The following is an 18411-nucleotide window of genomic DNA, read 5'->3' on the forward strand; positions in this document are numbered from 1 at the left end:
CTATGCCTCCCGATGTTGCGAATGAGTGGCCCGGCCGGCACGCATGGCGACCGTGACGCCGACGAGCAGCAGCACGCCCTTGATGATCTGCCGCTGGTAATCGGCCCAGCCGAGAAGCGCGCTTCCGCTGACGAGGACGGACAGGATGAGGATCGCGGTTGTCGTCCCCAGAACGTTCGGCTTGCCGATCCTGAGCATCATGCCGCCGAGCAGGACGGCCGTCAGCCCATCGATGAAATAGGACGAACCGATCATCGGCTGGCCCGAAGAAAGGCTCGCCGCCAAAAGCACGCCCGCCAGCGCCGACATGGTCCCCGAGAAGACGAAAAGCAGCAGCAACAGGCTGCGCACGGAAATACCGGCCTGGTTCACGGCGGGCTCGCTTTGGGCGGTGGCGAAGATGTAGTGGCCGAATGTGAGCTTTTCCTGCGCGTACCAGGAGAGTGCGTAGAGGCCGGCGACGAAGACAGCGATCACCGGTATCGGCCCGATATTGGTAAAGATCAGTTCACCGAGCGGACCGGCATCGGCGATGCGGATCGACGTCCCCTTGCCAAGCGCTGCCGCGATCGAAGCGCAGATTCCGCCCGTCGCAATCGTGACGATCAGCGGCTGGATGCGCATGACCGCCACGAGCACGCCATTCACCAGCCCGGCGACGGCACCGACGGCCACGCCGGCCAGGCCCGCTGCAAACCAGCCGTGTCCACTGGCCAGCAAAAAGGCCGTCGTCATGTTGCCGAGGGCCGCGACATGCATGAAGCTGACATCGATCTTCCCCGCCGCGATCACCCAGGTCAATCCGAGGATCATGATCGCCATCAACGCGGAGGAACGCAGGATCGTCGCGATATTGGAGCTATCGACGAGGTGCGGCCTGAGGAATGCGAAGACGGCGACCATGAAGACGAGCGTCGCAAGCAGCCAGTAGCGCCCGATGAAGCGAACCTTCGACTTTGGGGCCTCGAGGCGAGCGACGGAACGGTCGGCGATGACATCGGTCATGCGCGCTTCTCCCTGTTTGCGGGTGACGGCTGGAGGAAGGCTGCGATATCGCCGAAGAAGGCACGGATGCGGGTATCGAAAAGAACAACGCCCGCCAGCAGGATCGCGCTGACGACACCGTCGCTAAAATAATACGGGATGCCGAGCAGCGAGAAACCGTCCAGCAGCATGGTGATGAGGAACGTACCGGCAAGGGTGGCGAGGACGGAGGTCCGGCCAAGAAGCGCCGTGCCGAGGAAGACGCCGGCATAGGCGGGCATCAGCAGGTTTGCCCCCTCGTTCGTATCGGCCGTGCCGGATTCGGCAAGGATCAGGAGAACGGCGAAGACGCAGGTCATGCCGCAGGCGACGAAGGCCAGCATGGTGTAGCGTTTCGTTGGCACGCCGGAATAATAGGCGGCGACCGGGTTCTCACCCGTTGCATAGAAGGACGCGCCATAGCGCGTCCGATGCATGAAGAACCAGGCCACGATATAGAGGCAGACCAGGAAGACGAAGGACAGGCTGTAGCCGAAGACGCGGGCATCGTTGAGGTCGAGGATGCCGGACGTCATGAAATTCTGGAAGATCGTCCGACCGCCCGAATAGACGAAAGCCAGTCCCCCGGCGATCGATCCAGTCGCGATCGTCGTCACGATGTCGGGAAGCCGGAAGTAGCTGATCGCCATGCCGTTGAACGCGCCGATTGCCGCACCCGCAAGGATGCCGACCAGCACGCAGAGCCAGAGATTGACGCCGCCGGCAATCAGATAGCCGATCGTCATGGCCGCAAAACAGGCCGTGCCGGCGAAGGACAGGTCGAATTTGCGGACGATGACCACCAGCGTGAGCCCCAGGGCGGCGAGCCCGTTGGCGGCCATGTGCCGGGTGACGGCGGACATGTTCTGAATTGACAGGAAACGCGGCTCTGCGAGCGTGAAGGCCGTAGCGACCATGATCACGAGAAGCAGGAAGGCCAACAGCCGGCCGCAGCCCGCCGGCAGGGCGAAGGGTCTAGTCACGATGCATTTCTCCCATGATGCCAGCCATCAGAAGCTGGTTGCGGGTCTGGAGACCGGCGGGTGCTGCGACCTGCCGTCCCTTGTAGAGCGCGAAGGTCCGGTCCGCGATGCCATGGACCTCGTCGCAATCGCTCGACATGACGATGACGCCGGCCGACCGGCTGAGTTCGCGCATCAGGCCATAGAGCTTGGCGCGGGCACCGATATCGACGCCAACCGTTGGCTCGACGAAAATGTAGACGTCTGCATCGGCAAAGAGGCCCTTGGCGACCACGATCTTCTGCTGGTTGCCGCCACTGAAGCCGCTGACCGGCATCGCGAGGTTCGGCGGGCTTAGCCCCAGCCGGGCGGCGAATTCCGCGCTTGCCCGGCGATTGCCCGAGCGCTTCAGGATACCGGCAATGCCCGACGCCCGGTTGAGATTGCCGAGCGTGATGTTGAAGATCGACGATTCCGTCAGTGCAAGCCCCTCGACCCGGCGATCGCCGGGCACGAGGAAGATGCCCTCCTTCAGCGCCTCGCGCGGCGAGCGCGGAGCGATGCGGCGACCCTTGATCGCGACGCTGCCGGCGTCCGCAGGTAAAGCGCCGAAGAGAACCTTGGCGAGTTCGTCTGCGCCGGAACCCACAAGGCCGAAAATGCCGAGAATTTCGCCCCGCCGGAGATCGAAACCGATATTGGAGAAGGCGTTGTGGCTCGTCAGCCCCCTGACGGCCAGCACCTCCTCGCCGAGCGCCGAAGCGTCTGCCTTCGCGGGGAAGACATGGTCCAGCGCCTCGCCCAGCATCAATTCCGCAAGAGACAGGTCGCGGTCGCGCACGTCGGCGACCGTCATCGTGCCGACCATGCGCCCGCCGCGGAAGACGGACAGGCGATCGGCGATCTCCATCACCTCCTCCAGCCGGTGGGTGATGTAGAGGACCGAGATACCACCCTCCCGCAGGGTGTTGATAAGGCGGAAAAGCACGGTCTTCTCGACTTCCGTCAGCGTCGAGGTCGGCTCATCGAGGATCAGGATGCGGATACCGTCGCCCGCCAGCGCCTGGAGGATCGCTACGGTCTCGCGCTCGACCGCCGACATCTCAGCAACCGCCTTCGAGAGATCGATTTCCACCGGGAATCGGGCCAGCAGCGCATCGGCGCGCCGCGTGAGATCGCTGCGTTCTATGCGTAAGAAAAGGCCAGGGCGCGCCGCCTCCCGCCCCAGAAAGATATTTTCGTAGCCACTGAAATCCGCGACCAGCTCCGGATGCTGCTGCACGGTGGCGATGCCATGCTGGATCGCCTCCTTCGGGTTCCTGCAGTCGATCGTCTCGCCGCCGACCTCGATCGTCCCCTCGTCCTTCCGGTAGACGCCGGAAAGGATCTTGATGAAGGTCGATTTGCCGGCACCGTTCACGCCGAGCAAGGCATGGACCTCACCGGCTTCGAGCACGAAATCGACGTCGCTGAGCGCATTCACGGGGCCGAACCGTTTTGAGATCGCCCGTGCGCGCAAGGCTGGAGCCGTCATGTCCCGTTCCTCCGCTTGCTTCCTGTCGCTGCGTTTATGGGGTGGCCGAACCACTATCCGACCACCCGTGGTTACCGTCAGACGGCGCGCACCCAGCCTAGCTGGTCCGCTCTACCCGGCACGTCGAAATCATCCGGAATGCCGGCCTTCAGCATAGATTCCTCGACAGCGTAGGTCGGGGTGACCACGAGGCGCGGGGTCTTGCTGCCGGCCAGATGCTGGTGAGCGTAGAAGACCGACAGATAGGCCATTTCGTAGAAGCTCTGGGCCATCGAAAGCTTAAGCTGGGACGGGCCGGCGATGTAGGTGAAAGCCTGCGATCCCCCGTCGATGCCTGTGATGATGAGATCCGGCTTGTTGGCCGCACGCGCCGCCAGCGTCCCCTCCACCGCTGCCCCGTCCCATGCGCACCAGATGGCATCGATGTCGGGGTTCGCCGTCAGGATATTGTCAACCGCCTGGCGCGGCGTGACATTGCCGGCCAGCGCGAAGGCCCAGTCGGCGACGATCTGCATTTCCGGATAACGGCGCAGCGTCCACTCCATGCCGAGCGTGCGCTGGTCCCAGCTTTCATTCTGGGGCAGCAGCACGCGCGCGATGCGCCCCTTGCCGTTCAGCTTGCGGGCGATGTAGTCGCAGGAATGGGCTCCCATGCCGAAATTGTTGGACATGGAGGTCGTGTTGACCGCGACGCCTGGAACAGCGCTGTCGGCGCAGAATACCGGTATGCCCGCCGCAATTGCACGCTGGACGGCCGGCGCGATGGCGACGGCGTCGGCAGGCGTGACGAAGAGCGCATCGGGTTTGGTGGAGATCAACGAGTCGATCTGGTCCGTCTGCGTCTTCGCGTCGAAGCCGGCATCGGTCGTATTGAGAGAGCCGCCCAGTTCCTGGACCGCCGCCGTGAACCCGTCCTGAAGATGGCGTCCCGAATCGTAGGTCGTCCAGCCGAGAGCGGCGGCAAACTTGCGGTCGCCAGCCTGGGCACGCGCAGCCGTCGAACCCAGATATTGCGCTGCCATAATTGCGGCGGTGCCGCCCAGCAATGCACGTCGCGATAGATCGAAATTGAACTTGTCCATGGTTTCCTCCCAGATAGACAGTCTCACCCTCAAGGCCCGGAGCTCCTCAGCCCGGGAACGGAACCGCGCGCCTCACCCGATCGCATCGGGCGAGGCGCGCGGTATGTCAGGCCGCCCTGCCCAGGGCGACGGAAGCACGGCGGATTTGCGGCATGAGCGAAAGCCAGGTGTCGTAGGCTTCGGCGTAGGCCGGCACGAGGTTCTGCACCGGTGTGATCACGCGATTGATGCGCGGCGCCGTCAGAACCTCTTCAGGACGGGCGCCGGTCTGCGCAATCAGAGCAAGCCGGGCTGCGCCGAACGCGGCGCCGAGTTCGCTCGCCTCCGGCACCTTCAGCTCGACGCCGAGCGAGGTGGCGATCATCGAAAGCCAGAGTTCGGAGCGTGACCCGCCGCCAATGGCAAGCAGGCTGTCGATCGACGAACCCGCGGCCCGGAAGGCATCCGCGCATTCCCGCAAGGCAAAGGCGACCCCCTGCAAGACGGCCCGCGTCAGCACCTCGTCGTCGGACGAGTGCTGCAGGCCGACGAGTGCGGCGCGGATCTCCACGTCGGCGCGCGGGGACCAGCATCCGTCGAGGAACGGAACGAAGAGCACCGGGCTCGGCGTTCCGAGTGCCGTGCCGAGATCGGCGACAAGCTCGGAGGCCGGCCGTTTCACAACGCCCGACAGCCAGTTGACGCAGGACGTCGCCGACAGGATCACCGACATCTGATGCCAGACGCCGGGCACGGAATGGCAAAGCGTCTCGATCGCATGGTCGTAGCTCGGGCGCGCCTCGCCGGTCGCGAGGAACAGCACACCGGACGTTCCGAGCGACACCGTTCCCTGCCCGTCGTGGATGACGCCCGTGCCGCAGGCGCCACAGGCATTGTCTCCGCCACCCGCCGCGATCACCGGCCGGGACGCCATTCCCCAGCGCGCCGCCAGCTCCGCCCTGACGGTTCCGGTCGGGTCGATACCCTCATAGAGCGCCGGCATCTGCGCCCGCTCCATGTCGGTCGCAGCAAGAAGCGTATCGGACCAGTCCCGCGCAGCGACGTCCACCCACATCGTGCCACTGGAATCGGCGAGGTCCGAGGCCTTGTCACCGGAAAGCTTCAGCCGGACATAGTCCTTCGGCAACAGGACCGTGCGTGTCCGTCGGAAGGTGTCGGGCTCATGGTCGCGCAACCAGGCAAGCTTGGGCGCGGTGACACCCGGCGTCGGCTTGCGACCGGCGATGCGGCGGATGTCGGGTGCGCGCACTTCCAGATCGGCGCATTCCTTCTCGGTGCGCGTATCGTTCCACAGGATGGCGGGCCGGATCGGCCTGTCCGTCTCGTCGAGCACGGCGGCGCCGTACATCTGCCCGGAAAGACCGATGCCCTTGACGGCAGCCATCGCTTTCGGGTGATGCGCGGCAAGCCCGTCGAGGCTTTCGCAAACCGCATCCCACCAAAGATCGGGATGCTGCTCCGACCAGCCCCGATTGGGCCGGGAAACCTCCACGGAGCGTGACGAGCATTCCGCAATGAGCGTCTGCGCGTCATCCATCAGAATGGACTTAACACCGGACGTTCCCAGATCGATACCGAGATACATGGTTCCTCCTCCCATGCGGACCTTTCAGGGCATCCGCGCTCCCGACGCCTCTTCCTCCAGGCGTCTCTTTCCGGTTGTCACGGGCTCCTCAACCCGCCAGCGACCGTCGCTTTCCCTCCAGAAAGCGGTCGAGCGCTGCCATCTCACCCGCCGTAAGTTTCAGGCCGAGCTTGCTGCGACGGAAAACGATATCCTCGACCGTCACGGCCCATTCCTCACGGACCAGATAGTCCACCTCCGCCTCCGTCAGTCCGGCCCCGAAGGACATGCCGAGATCGGCCCAGCTGCGGGCGTTGCCCAGGATGTCGCCCGCGCGCGTCCCGTAGTAGGTGAAGAGGCGTACAGCATCCTTCTCGGGCAGAAAGGAATGGCGTTCGCGCAGCGACCGCACCCGATCCGCAAAGGCCTCGATCGGAAAGTCGCCGCCGGGAAGCGGTGCCTCGCCCGTCCAGCCGGCGCGGCCGGCCACGGTCTTCGCCTGCCCGGCGCGCAGAAAGGGCAACAGTTTCTCCATCACCGATTCCGCCAGCCGGCGGTAGGTCGTAATCTTTCCCCCGAAGATCGAGATCAGGCCGACGCCATTTTCGTCGTCCACCTCGAGCACGTAGTCGCGTGTCGCCTTCTGCGCCGCACCGGCGCCGTCGTCATAAAGCGGCCGCACGCCGGAATAGCTCCAGACGATATCCGAGGGCCTCACCGGCCGGTCGAAGCACCGGCTGACCGCCGCGCAGAGATAGGCCTTCTCCTCGTCCGTGGCGGAGACGTTCTCGACGTCGCCGTCGAAGTCGCGATCCGTGGTGCCGATCAGCGTGTAGTCGCCCTCGTAGGGTATCGTGAAGACGATGCGCCCGTCGGCGTTCTGGAAGATGAAGCACTTGTCGTGGGCATAGAGCTTTGGCACGACGATGTGCGAACCCTGGACCAGCCGGACCTTTCCCCGTGCGGGCCGGCCGGCCATGCGAGAGACAATCTCGTTTGCCCAGGGGCCGGCCGCGTTGACGAGCGCCCGCGCCCGGATCGTCCGCTGGCCTCCACCGCGCGCGACCGTGACCGCCCACCCTTCCGCCTCGCGCCGCGCCGCAACCATGGCCGTGTGCGTTTCGATCAAGGCGCCGCGCTCGCTCGCCGCCTTGGCGTTCATCACGACGAGTCGGTTGTCCTCGACCCAGCAGTCCGAATATTCAAAACCGCCGGTCAGGGATGGCACGAGCCCCTCCCCCAGCACATTGCCGGCAAGCCGGACCGCGGCAGTCCTGGGAAGGCGGACGCGCCCGCCGATATGGTCGTAGATGAAGAGACCCAGGCGGAGCTGCCATCTGGGGCGCATGCCGGGCATGTAGGGCAGCACGAAACGGAGCGGCCGCACGAAATGCGGCGCGATCGCCCAGAGGCGTTCCCGCTCCTGCAAGGCCTCCCGCACAAGCCGGAACTCGTAGTGCTCGAGATAGCGCAACCCGCCATGCAGCAATTTCGTCGATGCGCAGGACGTCGCCCCTCCGAGATCGTCCTTCTCGCAGAGATAGACCTTGAGGCCGCGGCCGGCCGCGTCTCGCGCGACGCCGCACCCGTTCACACCACCCCCGACGATGGCGAGATCGTAGGTCTCAGCCATGGACCCGCTCCCGTTGTTCGGGGATCGTCCGCGTCGCAAGCAGGCGGTTGGCAATTTCGACGAAGCCGCCGCCACCGCGGCGGGAGGCGACGTAGGCGGGCAATGCGGTGCCGCCGCCCTCGAAATCGACCACATTGGCAACGCCGCACGAGTTCGGGAAGTAGGAGAACATGGGGCCGTCGTTCGGACTGTCGCCTACGAAAACGAAACGCGCCTTGTCGGCGTCGAGGTCGATGCCGAGCACATCGGTTGCGAACACCCTGGTCATCGACAGCTTGTCATACGCGCCGAACCAGCCGTTCACATGGATCGAGGACAGTTTGGCAACCGCGCCAGCCTCCTTGAACAGCGCCAGCACGCGATCGACCTCTCCCTGTGGCAGCGGATCGACATCCTCGCAAACATCGATGGCGAGGTCGGCTTCGCGGTAGAGTTGGTCGGAGGCGATACCCGTGCCGGGCACCTCCCGCAGAATGCGGTCGCGCAGGGCATCGAGCTTGCGGCGGTTCTCGCGGCGTTCCGCGTCCGTGGCAAAGAAGCGCTGCCGCATTTTGCGGGCCTGCCTGTCGTAGGAGAAGTAGAAGGCGCCGTTTTCGCCGACCACGCCCGCCACCGGCCAGAACCGGGCGATCATATCGCACCAGCCGGCCGGCCGGCCGGTGATGGGAACCACAGAGAAACCCGCCTGCGCAAGCTGCTCCAGCGCCGAATAGGGCTCGGCGTGCAACTGGCCTTCCGACGTCAACGTATCGTCAATGTCCGTCAGCACGACATTGACCTGCGAAAGCACGCTTGCAGGAAGATCGGAGAGCGGCCGCATCAGCATTCCTCCTCGATGAATTGTTCGAGAACACCCATGTCCGCGGCAAGATCCAGCATGGAGTAACGGTTGCGCATTTCCTTCGAGTAGCGCACGGCATCGCGATAAAGGTCGCGATCGATGCCGATCTCGGCCGGCGTCGCCCCGCCGCCGGCGGCGCGGATATGATCCGCCAGCGTGGCGGAGGGAACGGACATGCGCTGTAAAACCCGCCGCAGCTCCGGCCAGGCCTGTTCCAGCTGAGCATTGAAGAGATCGGCCTGCGCTGCATCCAGCACCTTGGCGCGCGACGCCACGAGGCAATGTTCCACCGCCGCTGCCGGATAGCGCCTGCGGATATCCGCTTCGTCGAACAGGGTCGGCCTGATCCGTGGCGCCGTCTCGCTCGCCAGGATGATTTCCTGCAGCCGCGCCATCGTGACAGACGACACGCCGACCTGCTGGCCATGAACCGTGCCGGGATGCCTATCGCCGGCAAAACTGTCGATCCAGTGCGAAATCTGGTGCTCGCCCATCGAACCCGGATGGCTCATGCCCGTCGCGCTGATGCCGAAACCGCCAAGCGTCAGGATACGGTGGAGATAGCCGATGGCGTCATGCTCTCGACGGCCGAGCCCGGCGGACCGCGCCAGCATCGCCTCTTCGTCCGCTTCCTGTAAGACGTAAGGCGATGTGGCGTAGGCCGTCTTGAGCATGACATGGGAAAAGTACCAGTCGACCTGCGCCGTCGCGCGGCAGAGGCTGTCGCCGAAACCGGCCGCAATCAGATATTGCGGTGCGTTCGCGCTGACTTCTATATCGAGAAACACGCCCTTGCCCGCATGGGCAGGCAACGTGGTCTTCAAGCCGTTATCGAGTGTGATCGAGGCCGTGGTCGACGTGTAGCCGTTCATCGACGGTGCTGTGCCGAAGACGCTATATTCCTTGCCGTCCAGGAAGGTCGCGTATTTGCAGAGATCGTTGATCGTGCCGGACCCGACCGCGATCACGGCGTCCGCATGGCGCGTCCGCTCCCGAAGATCGCGGACGGCGGTCTCGTCGGCATGGGGATGGTCGAGCACAACGGTGGTGGCCCGTCCACCCAGGCTGCGCGCCACGGCATAGCCCAGCGCATCGTACGTATCGCTGTCTGCAACCACCGCATAGCTGGCGGCCGGCATTGCCCCGGCGACGAACTCCGCCTCTCCCCCGCGCACGCTGTCTTCGATAATGACCGTCTTGAAGGGAACCTCGGCGGGCTTTCCCGTGTCCGGATCGATCCATGTGCCGGCGCTCACCTCACGGATGAGCATGTTCCAGTCTTGCCACCCGACAGGGCGTCGGGCGGCGGTCGCCGCATGAAGCATAGTGTCCTCCCAGACGTGGTGATGGCAATTTTCAATACTGACTGTAAATTGTCAATGGCTTTTTTCATGAGCATTTGAAATGCGCCAAGGGATCCTTGGAAACGTTGGCGAAACTGGACGCGGAGACGAAAAGCTGCCAAATGAAATCGCGGAAGGATCATTCACGCTCATGCATGCCGAACAACCAGATGGCAAAAATGGCCGCCGCAAAGCGCCGCCGATGCAGTTCGGCTCCGATTTGCCGCTATGGGCCGCCTGGCTCTATTACGAGGAAGGCCTCAAGCAGGACGAAATCGCGACACGGCTCGGAATTTCACGCGCTTCGGTCTTCAATCTTCTGCAAAAGGCGCGCGACGACGGGATCGTGACGATCACGATCGATCCGACGCGGCTGAAACGCGCCGACCTCTCGATGGAACTCAAGGAGAAGGGCGGCCTTATCGAGTGTTATGTCTTGCCGTCGATCTCGCCGGGCGCGGCGCTCTCCGAGCAGATCGGCCGGCTAGGCGCCCGCATTCTCGAGCAGAAGATCGAAAACGACGACGTCATCGGCGTGGCCTGGGGGCGCACGGTCATGGCGCTGTCGAAGGCGCTTTCACCAGCCAACATGCCGGGTGTAACGGTCGCCCAGGTTACGGGTAGCTCGATTGCGACCTACGACTTCTCGCCCGAACTTTGCACCTCGAACATAGCCGCAAAGCTCAACGCACGATGCGTGAACCTGCATGCGCCCGGTGTCGTTTCGAATGAAACCATGAAAACCCTGCTGATGCAGGAACCGATCATCGACCAGCACTTCACGCTCCTGCGCCAGTGTACCAAATCCCTGTTCGGGGTTACCAACATCAACGGGCCGACGCTGCTGGAAGACAGCGGTGTGATGACGGAGGATCTGCTGCGCCAGTATCAGGATGCCGGTGCCGTCGGTTTTGCCTCCGGTTACTTCTTCGACATGGAAGGCCGGATCGTGCGAACCGGTTTTGATGATCGGCATATCGTGATGCCGATCGACGACTTCCTCCATGTGCCGCATCGCATTTGCATTGGCGGCGGCCCCGAAAAAATCGATGCTATTCAGGGAATGCTCAAAGCCCGGATCGCAACGATATTGATCACAGATCAAGGCACTGCCCAGAACCTCTGCGCACGTATTGATCAAAGCTGAGGCACAGAGCCTTGCGAAGGAGACATCCGAAATCTTGGAGGGATGTGAACCCTCGAACTGTAAGTGTGCGGTAGCGCACAACGGCGCATTCTGGGCCCTGATCGTTTTGAGCGCCCATTCCTCCTCTGGGCTTCGGCCGCCAATCGCAGCCCACAAGCCCGATCATGGGCTAGAGACAACAAGGCTTTGCTATTGAAATTGCCATGTATTTGCTTCACAGGAAAGCATGACAAAGTGGCGACCCGATGACCGCCTGCTGCAGCGGCCGATCTATATCTCCCTCGCGGATCAGTTCTCTGCTGCAATCAAGAGCGGCCGTCTCTCCGCGGATGAAAGGCTGCCAGCACACCGGGATCTCGCCTATGACCTGAAGGTCTCGATCCAGACCGTCAGCAAGGCCTATGATATTCTGGCGCGACGCGGCCTCGTGTCGGGGGAGGTTGGCCGCGGGACCTATGTAAAGCCGAGCGGCCCATCTCTGCAGCCGCCCTACATGGTCGAGCGTCTGGCGAATGTGATCGACCTGTCCATCGTCACGCCTGTTTGCACCGCCATGCACCACGACCGCATGAAAGAAGCCCTGCACCGGCTCGGTGATACCCTTCCTCCTGCAGCGGCGCTGTCGTTTCGACCCAATACGATCTTCCCCCGGCACAACGAAGCAGCGATCGCCTGGCTTGCCGACCTCGGCGTGCAGGTCTCGGCGCAGAATGTGCTGCTAACGAACGGCTCATCCTCCGCCTTCACGGTGGCGCTCATGTCTGCAGCCGGCCCCGGCGCGATACTGGCCGCGGAGGAAGTCTGTTACCATGTGGTACGTCCGCTCGCGGATTATCTCGGGATCCGAGTTCGTGAGATACCGGCCGATGCGGACGGCATGCTGCCGGCGGCGCTTGACGAAGCCTGCAGCCGAGAACAGATTCGCGCCATCACGCTGCAGCCCAATCTTGCCAACCCGAGAGCGACTCTGATGCCGGAAAGTCGGCGGCGAGCTCTTGTCGACGTGACCCGCAGACATGACGTGGCAATCGTCGAAGTCGATGTCTTTGGACCCCTGCTCTCCCATCGGCTTTGCCCTATCGCGGCCCTCGCCCCTGAACGGACGATCTACGTGACCGGCTTCAGCAAAGTGACCATGCCAGGCCTGCGCATCGGTTATGTCGCGGCACCGGACCAGTTCGCCGCCACCATCGCAAACCGCCAGTTGATGGCCAACTGGATGGCAACGCCGATCATGGCTGAACTGGCCACGGCCTGGCTCAGAGACGGCACGGTGGACGCCCTTGTCAACTGGCAGCGCGAAAGGCTACGTGCGCGAAACCGGATCGTCACCGCATGCTTCGATGGACTCACCTATCGCGCGCATACCGAAGGACTTCACGTCTGGCTGCCCCTCCCCCCCGAAAATGACGAAGCCGCCTTCGTCTCGCAGGCCCTGGCGCGCGGCGTCGCAGTCGCTCCCAGCACGCCGTTCTGCCTTTCGGGAGCGCCCGCGGGCGCCGTTCGCATATCGGTCGGAGCGACCGAGGAAGACGAGTTGCGCGCAGGTCTCGATATTCTCGCGTCTCTTCTGCGCGCCGCGCCAGACCGGAACGTGCTCTCGCTCTAGCAAATTGACACGTATCTTTTTCCTCAATTGACATGCTTTTCTCTGCGCGGCTCAATACTGGCGGAAGCCTCCGGAGCGCGCATGATCGACGAATTTCAGCCACAATGGACACTGGATGATCGCCCCGCTTCACGGCGCATCGGCCTGATTGCACTTGCCACAGACCATACGGTGGAGGCCGATTTCCGGCGTCTGGTGGCAAGCGACGACATTGCCGTCCATGTAACGCGTGTTCACTACGCCAATCCGACCACGCCGGAAAACCTGCGCGCGATGCATCCGCTTCTCGCGGAGGCTGCCGCACTCATCTTGCCGGGCGAAGACCTCGACGCCATCGTCTATGGCTGCACCTCGGCATCGGTGGTCATCGGCGAAGAAGAGGTTGCAGCAGCCGTCCGAGCCGGCAAGCCGGGAACGCCCGTCATTACACCTGCCGGTGCGGCCGTCCAGGCCCTGCGCGCCCTTCGGGCCAGGCGCATCAATATCCTGACACCCTATGTCGGGCGAACGGCAGAGCCAATGCACGCCTTTTTCTCCGACCGGGGCTTCGAGGTCGATCGCCTCGCCTGTCTCGGCATGGAGGACGATCGCGAAATGGCGCGCCTGCCGCACGAGGAGATCGTCAGGCTGGCCGTCGCGACGGTTACACCGGGAGCCGCGGCGCTTTTCGTCGCCTGCACCGCGCTGCGTGTTGCTCAATGCGTACCCGAAATCGAACGGCGGACCGGTCTTCCCGTTGTCACCAGCAATCTGGCGGCCGCTTGGGCCAGCCTCCGGCAATGCGGCATCGCCGCGGAGCCGGCAGCCCCCTGCCGCCTGCTTGCCATTACCGAAACCCCATAATCCGCCCATCGAACAGGATACGTTCTTCATGATCGAACTTCCCTTCGCGCTCTCCGAATACAAGGCCCGGCTTCAGGCTATCCGTGAAGAAATGGCACGCAGAAATCTCGACCTTCTGATCGTCAACGACATCGCCAACCAGCACTATATCACCGGCTATGACGGCTGGTCCTTTTACACACCGCAGGTCGTGCTGGTGCCCGTCACCGACGAAGAGCCCGTATGGATCGGCCGCGCCATGGATGCCGCCGGCGGCCTGCTGACGGCATGGATGAAGCCGCAAAACGTCGTCGGCTTCCCGGAAGATCACGTGCAGCGCGCCGACCGGCACCCGATGGATTGGATTGCCGCTTGGATAACCCAGAAAGGCTGGGGCCGCGGCAATATCGGTATCGAGCTGGAAGCATACTACTATTCACCCAAGGCGCATGCCCGCCTCACCGCCGGCCTGCCCAACGCGACCTTCCACGACGCGGACCTCCTGGTGAACTGGATCCGCAGCGTGAAATCGGAAGCCGAGATCCGCTACCTGCGCAAGGCCTCGCGCCTTGCCGAAGCGGCCGTGGCCGCGGCCTATGACGTCATTGCGCCCGGTGTGCGCGAATGCGACGCCATCGCCCGGATCCAGGCGGCGCAGATTGCAGGGTCACCGGACTTCGCCGGCGACATCACCGCGCTGCCCCCGACCATCCTGGGCGGCGAAAACGCATCAGCACCCCATGTCATGTGGAGCGACCGACGCTTCGGCGAAAACGAGACAGTGGCGCTCGAGCTTGCCGGCGTGGTCCGCCGCTACACGGCAGGCCTTGCCAGAACGATGCAGCTTGGCACGATGCCCACCAAGGTGAGCGACACGAGCAAGGCGGTTCTCGAAGGCATGGAGGCCGTGCTTGCGACTGTCAAACCGGGTGTAACGGCGGAGGAGGTCGAGACGAGCTGGCGCCAGGTCATCCAACGCTACGGCCTGAAGAAGGAATCGCGCATCGGCTACTCCATCGGCGTCGCCTACCCACCGGATTGGGGCGAACACACGATCAGCCTGCGCGCCGGCGACAAGACCATCCTGAAGCCCGGGAACGTGCTGCATTCCATACTCGGCATGTGGATGGACGGCTGGGGCATTGAGGTGAGCGAGACCTTCCTCGTGACCGAGCGGGGATGCGAGACGCTCACCAATTTCCCAAGGGAAATCCATGTCAAAGCCTGATCAAGACACGGCAGGAATGGAGCCGTCTCTGGAACGCCGGATGATCGACATCCGGCGTCACCTGCACCGCACTCCGGAACTCTCGAACGAGGAACGGGAGACGCAGGCCTATCTGAAGCAGGTGCTCGAGGAGGCCGGGCTTGAACATATTCGGCCCGTCGCCGGCTTCGGCCTTGCTGTCGACGTCGTCGGAACAGCCGGCCCTTCTAACCGCAAGGTCGTGGTCCGGGCCGATATCGATGCCTTGCCGATCAACGAAACGTCGGGGGTGCCGTTCTCATCGGAGCGGCCAGGTGTGATGCATGCTTGCGGCCACGATGCCCATGCCGCGATGGGTTATGCCGCCGCGGTTCTCCTGAATCAGCAGAAGCAAGCCTTCAGCGGTACCGTGCGGCTGATCTTCCAGCCCGCCGAGGAAGCTGAACCGCTCGGCGGGCGGCGCGTCATCGAGGAGGGCCTTCTCGATGACGTGAACGCCGCAATCGGCATCCACGTCGATCCCTATATGCCAGCCGGCCGGATTGGCGTCGGCGCAGGCCCCTACACACTCGCCTGCGATATCTTCGACGTCATCGTGACCGGAAACTCCGCGCATGCCGCGAACCCCTCGGATGGCGTGGATGCCATCGCGGTCGCCTGCTCGATGGTAACGGAGCTGCAGAAGATCGTATCGCGTGAGATCGATCCGTACGATCCGCTGGTCGTCTCTGTCACCGGCATCGAAGGCGGAGGCGCCTATAATGTAATTGCGCCCGAGGTCCGCCTGAAGGGCACGATCCGCAGCGGCCATGAGGAAACAAGGCAAAAAGCCTGGCGCCGGCTGCGACAGGTTTTCGACGGCGTTGCCGCAACTCATGGAGCCGCCGTCGAGGTGAACATCCAGCGTGGCGAGCCACCGGTCGTCAACGATCCCGAGATGGTCGGCTTCATCCAGCGCGCGGGCGCCGACGTGGTCGGACGCGACAACGTCCTCAATGCGCCCGGCTGGACTGCGGCCGACGATTTCGCGTTCTACAGCGAAAAGTGCCCCGCCGTGTATTTCCGCCTCGGCATCCGCAACGAGACGATCGACGCCGTCTATCCTCTCCACCACCCGAAATTCCGCGTGGACGAGATGGCACTACCTATCGGCGCGAAGGTGCTGGCGATAGCAGCAAGAGCCTTCCTCAATCACGTGGAGTAGGCTTATGGAGAAGCTTATTGCTCAAACAGCTATCATATCTCGCCACGCTCTGCATTTTGGCTGTGGTCATGGCTTTGCTTGTCAGACCGATGCTCGATACGCGGGCTCCTCCACAGTTGTTTGCGAAATTTGGTTGTATAAAGGATAACAGACCGCTCGCGCTTCAGCGCACAAATTTCATTGGCTTGACTGAGTGTAGGCCCTGACTGCCCGACGTCAGCGTCCTTGAAACCAAGAGCGGTTAACTCTGAACCGCCCCTGGTTTTCCGGAGACCATTTTGTTTAAGTTATGCGGCCATGGCTTCTGCGTCCAACTGGAGCGTGCGCCTCGGGGTGGACAGATTGATGAAAAAGTTTTGACCGGTTCGGGCATTTGCTATGGAGATAGCCCATGCCACGAAGACACCGCCGCCAAAGCACAGCGATGAAGCGCGAGATTGTCGAAGCCTATTTCCGAGGCGAGTCGATGCGCTCGCTGAGCCTGAAGCATGATATCTGCGGTACGCTGATCCCCATCTGGACCGAGAAATACGAGCGCGGCGAGTTCGACGGAGATGCCGTCGAAGCCGAACTTCTGCCCGAATACGAGACCCGGATCGCTGCTTTGGGACGACTTATCGGACGACAAGCGCTGGAGATCGAGTTTCTAAAGGGGCTTTGCAGCACAGACGAGTACCGAAAAGCGAGTCTGGATCCGTGATCACCGGCCCGCTTCCCTCTCCGTCAAACGAGGGTGCGAACTGATGGGCCACCGCGCTCCATATTCTATGCCCAATCGGCGGTAGCCCGGACAATCCTGTCACAACCGAGATCCACGCCATATGCGAAATGGCCTGCCCCAACTATGGCTACCGCCGTGTGACGGCCGAATTACGCCACCGCGATTTTGTGGTGAATTCAAAGAAGGTGCGCCGGATCATGCGCGAGCAGGCACTCAGCCCCAAGAGGAAGCGCCGCTACGTTGCAACGACCAACAGCGATCACGACAGTCCGATCCATCCCAATGTCGCCAGGGGTTTGAAGGTCTACGGCCCTGATAACTCTGGGTCGGTGACATCACCTTTGTCGCTATCGCGGTGGGTTTTGTCTATCTGGCGGTCATTCTCGATGCCTGGTCACGCAAGGTTATCGGCTATGCACTCGGTCAAAATACCGACACCAGACTGACGCTGGCAGCGCTGAACGCCGCTATCGCGATCCGCAAGCAGCTTCCTGGCTGTGTCTTTCAAACCGACAGAGGATGCCAATATGTTGCCTCGCGTCATCAGCGTGCACTCGAAATGCATAGCTTCGTCGGATCCATGAGCCGGAAAGGCAACCCGTATGACAATGCCAAGGCCGAGAGCTTCATGAAAACACTCAAGGTCGAGGCGGTCTACATTACCGAATATGACACCTTCGAGGATGTTGCAGCGGACTTGCCTGCCTTCATCGACAGCATCTATAATGAAACGCGCCTACACTCAGCCTTGGTTATATGAGCCCGAACAAATTCGAGGAAAAACACGCCCTGCCCTGGTCAATTCAGACTACCTGATCTGTCCACTCCGAGGGGCGCACTCCACGCGTGACCGGATTTTACTCCGCCGTTGACAGCCGGTACCGCCTTCAGATCCCGGAATGACCAGCGAAAGGTAGATTCATCAGTTTTGCGCCGGTGACCCGCTCGACGAGTTCCACGGCATTCAGCCGCGATACCAGCATGTCATCAGGGCCCCGTATGACCAGAAGATCGCATCCGATCTCGCACACCATTTCATTCGGATAGCCATCAGCGCCTGTATCCAACCACATATCCACGACTGCCCGCGTGATACGTTCGAGATCGGGCTGCGGGTTGATCCTGTGATAGGTGCCGACGTCTCCAGGGAACATCTCCCGCCAGGCATCTGCCGTAACGCCCGCATACATCTCCCGAGCCGGATCGCTTTCGCCCAATGCCCAGTGCGCGCCGATCGCCAGCACCTTGTCGATCGAAATGTCTTTTGCCGCCGCCAGCCGGAGGGCAACGATGCCGCCATCGCTATGACCAATCAGCGTGACAGGGCCGGGATCGAGGTGGCGCAAAACGGCCGCGACATCCTGTTCAATGCGCCGATAGCTGAGCTTTTCCAACCCTAGCGTTGACTTCCCCTGTCCCCTGCTGTCGATGCCTATTAGGCGGCACTCCTTGTCAAGCCGCAACAAGATTGGTTGAAATCCTCGATTGTGCCAAGTCCGTCATGCAAGAAGACAAGCGACTTCCCCACCTTGTTACCCTCGACCTCGTAGTATAGATCAGCGCCATAGACCGTCAGGTGCTGCCCGTCTTGATGATTAAAAACGCTCACTTCGTCTTTTGGCATACCTGCCACCCTTCATTCTATGCACGCGATTTTGACAGGCCCATGCCTTTTTGAGCCGACATGGGATTCCACCTATCTCCTATGATTGCGCGCTA

General features: G+C 62.6%; 15 protein-coding genes and 2 pseudogenes. 8 read left to right on the plus strand and 9 right to left on the minus strand.

The genetic code is table 11. The features are described 5' to 3' along the window. The 8 genes from ACT6VE_RS24815 to ACT6VE_RS24850 all read right to left on the minus strand — a co-directional run bounded on the left by ACT6VE_RS24815 (position 1) and on the right by ACT6VE_RS24850 (position 9964). Positions 1 to 1005 (minus strand): ABC transporter permease, encoded by a 1005-nt coding sequence (locus ACT6VE_RS24815; RefSeq protein WP_444801019.1) that lies wholly within the window; start codon positions 1003 to 1005, stop codon positions 1 to 3. Continuing rightward, on the minus strand, positions 1002 to 2006 hold the full coding sequence (locus ACT6VE_RS24820; RefSeq protein WP_444801020.1) for an ABC transporter permease: 1005 nt from the start codon (positions 2004 to 2006) through the stop codon (positions 1002 to 1004). The genes ACT6VE_RS24815 and ACT6VE_RS24820 overlap by 4 nt, the downstream gene beginning before the upstream one ends. Beyond that, a complete protein-coding gene (locus ACT6VE_RS24825) occupies positions 1999 to 3519 on the minus strand; it encodes a sugar ABC transporter ATP-binding protein (protein WP_444801021.1) in 1521 nt (506 codons plus the stop codon). The genes ACT6VE_RS24820 and ACT6VE_RS24825 overlap by 8 nt, the downstream gene beginning before the upstream one ends. A gap of 77 nt (positions 3520 to 3596) precedes the next feature. Continuing rightward, positions 3597 to 4601 (minus strand): sugar ABC transporter substrate-binding protein, encoded by a 1005-nt coding sequence (locus ACT6VE_RS24830; protein WP_444801022.1) that lies wholly within the window; start codon positions 4599 to 4601, stop codon positions 3597 to 3599. Between the two features lie 106 nt (positions 4602 to 4707). Continuing rightward, positions 4708 to 6186: a xylulokinase gene (gene xylB / locus ACT6VE_RS24835; protein ID WP_444801023.1), complete on the minus strand. Its 1479-nt coding sequence runs from the start codon at positions 6184 to 6186 to the stop codon at positions 4708 to 4710. 88 nt (positions 6187 to 6274) lie between these two features. Then, complete coding sequence (gene glpD, locus ACT6VE_RS24840; RefSeq protein ID WP_444801024.1) at positions 6275 to 7798, minus strand: glycerol-3-phosphate dehydrogenase; 1524 nt, start codon at positions 7796 to 7798, stop codon at positions 6275 to 6277. Then, positions 7791 to 8618 carry an HAD-IIB family hydrolase gene (locus ACT6VE_RS24845; RefSeq protein ID WP_444801025.1) on the minus strand — a complete coding sequence of 276 codons (828 nt, stop codon included), beginning with the start codon at positions 8616 to 8618 and terminating at the stop codon, positions 7791 to 7793. Before ACT6VE_RS24845 ends, glpD begins: the two co-directional genes overlap by 8 nt. Beyond that, positions 8618 to 9964 carry a sn-glycerol-1-phosphate dehydrogenase gene (locus ACT6VE_RS24850; protein ID WP_444801026.1) on the minus strand — a complete coding sequence of 449 codons (1347 nt, stop codon included), beginning with the start codon at positions 9962 to 9964 and terminating at the stop codon, positions 8618 to 8620. Before ACT6VE_RS24850 ends, ACT6VE_RS24845 begins: the two co-directional genes overlap by 1 nt. A gap of 220 nt (positions 9965 to 10184) precedes the next feature. Here ACT6VE_RS24850 and ACT6VE_RS24855 point away from each other — a divergent pair, with 220 nt between their 5' ends. The 8 genes and pseudogenes from ACT6VE_RS24855 to ACT6VE_RS24890 all read left to right on the plus strand — a co-directional run. Continuing rightward, entirely contained in the window at positions 10185 to 11129 is a 945-nt protein-coding gene (locus tag ACT6VE_RS24855) for a sugar-binding transcriptional regulator (RefSeq protein WP_444801027.1), read from the plus strand. A 226-nt stretch (positions 11130 to 11355) separates the two neighbouring features. Next, positions 11356 to 12738 (plus strand): MocR-like ectoine utilization transcription factor EhuR, encoded by a 1383-nt coding sequence (gene ehuR / locus ACT6VE_RS24860; RefSeq protein WP_444801028.1) that lies wholly within the window; start codon positions 11356 to 11358, stop codon positions 12736 to 12738. An 81-nt stretch (positions 12739 to 12819) separates the two neighbouring features. Continuing rightward, the gene (gene eutA / locus ACT6VE_RS24865; RefSeq protein WP_444801029.1) at positions 12820 to 13581 is read left to right on the plus strand and encodes an ectoine utilization protein EutA; all 762 of its coding nucleotides are present in this window, start codon (positions 12820 to 12822) and stop codon (positions 13579 to 13581) included. 28 nt (positions 13582 to 13609) lie between these two features. After that, complete coding sequence (locus ACT6VE_RS24870) at positions 13610 to 14788, plus strand: M24 family metallopeptidase (RefSeq protein WP_444801030.1); 1179 nt, start codon at positions 13610 to 13612, stop codon at positions 14786 to 14788. A gap of 40 nt (positions 14789 to 14828) precedes the next feature. Next, positions 14829 to 15971 carry a M20 metallopeptidase family protein gene (locus ACT6VE_RS24875; RefSeq protein ID WP_444801031.1) on the plus strand — a complete coding sequence of 381 codons (1143 nt, stop codon included), beginning with the start codon at positions 14829 to 14831 and terminating at the stop codon, positions 15969 to 15971. A 424-nt stretch (positions 15972 to 16395) separates the two neighbouring features. Beyond that, positions 16396 to 16671: a hypothetical protein gene (locus ACT6VE_RS24880; protein WP_444801032.1), complete on the plus strand. Its 276-nt coding sequence runs from the start codon at positions 16396 to 16398 to the stop codon at positions 16669 to 16671. A gap of 110 nt (positions 16672 to 16781) precedes the next feature. Beyond that, positions 16782 to 17138 carry an IS3 family transposase gene (locus ACT6VE_RS24885; protein ID WP_444801091.1) on the plus strand — a complete coding sequence of 119 codons (357 nt, stop codon included), beginning with the start codon at positions 16782 to 16784 and terminating at the stop codon, positions 17136 to 17138. Further along, a pseudogene (locus ACT6VE_RS24890) lies at positions 17024 to 17452 on the plus strand (transposase); the annotation flags it as partial. The gene ACT6VE_RS24885 and the pseudogene ACT6VE_RS24890, both read left to right, overlap by 115 nt. Before the next feature lie 127 nt (positions 17453 to 17579). Here the strand turns inward: ACT6VE_RS24890 and ACT6VE_RS24895 are convergent. Then, positions 17580 to 18173: pseudogene (locus ACT6VE_RS24895) on the minus strand (alpha/beta fold hydrolase); the annotation flags it as partial. Positions 18174 to 18411: the final 238 nt, after the last annotated feature.

This window comes from Shinella sp. (assembly GCF_052438155.1).
In the GTDB taxonomy this organism is placed as follows: domain Bacteria; phylum Pseudomonadota; class Alphaproteobacteria; order Rhizobiales; family Rhizobiaceae; genus Shinella.

Coding starts and splice junctions, on each gene's coding strand:
- ACT6VE_RS24815 (WP_444801019.1), bottom strand. CDS start 1,005: ATGACCGATGTCATCGCCGACCGTTCCGTCGCTCGCCTCGAGGCCCCA.
- ACT6VE_RS24825 (WP_444801021.1), bottom strand. CDS start 3,519: ATGACGGCTCCAGCCTTGCGCGCACGGGCGATCTCAAAACGGTTCGGC.
- ACT6VE_RS24830 (WP_444801022.1), bottom strand. CDS start 4,601: ATGGACAAGTTCAATTTCGATCTATCGCGACGTGCATTGCTGGGCGGC.
- xylB (WP_444801023.1), bottom strand. CDS start 6,186: ATGTATCTCGGTATCGATCTGGGAACGTCCGGTGTTAAGTCCATTCTG.
- glpD (WP_444801024.1), bottom strand. CDS start 7,798: ATGGCTGAGACCTACGATCTCGCCATCGTCGGGGGTGGTGTGAACGGG.
- ACT6VE_RS24845 (WP_444801025.1), bottom strand. CDS start 8,618: ATGCGGCCGCTCTCCGATCTTCCTGCAAGCGTGCTTTCGCAGGTCAAT.
- ACT6VE_RS24850 (WP_444801026.1), bottom strand. CDS start 9,964: ATGCTTCATGCGGCGACCGCCGCCCGACGCCCTGTCGGGTGGCAAGAC.
- ACT6VE_RS24855 (WP_444801027.1), top strand. CDS start 10,185: ATGCAGTTCGGCTCCGATTTGCCGCTATGGGCCGCCTGGCTCTATTAC.
- ehuR (WP_444801028.1), top strand. CDS start 11,356: ATGACAAAGTGGCGACCCGATGACCGCCTGCTGCAGCGGCCGATCTAT.
- eutA (WP_444801029.1), top strand. CDS start 12,820: ATGATCGACGAATTTCAGCCACAATGGACACTGGATGATCGCCCCGCT.
- ACT6VE_RS24870 (WP_444801030.1), top strand. CDS start 13,610: ATGATCGAACTTCCCTTCGCGCTCTCCGAATACAAGGCCCGGCTTCAG.
- ACT6VE_RS24875 (WP_444801031.1), top strand. CDS start 14,829: ATGATCGACATCCGGCGTCACCTGCACCGCACTCCGGAACTCTCGAAC.
- ACT6VE_RS24880 (WP_444801032.1), top strand. CDS start 16,396: ATGAAGCGCGAGATTGTCGAAGCCTATTTCCGAGGCGAGTCGATGCGC.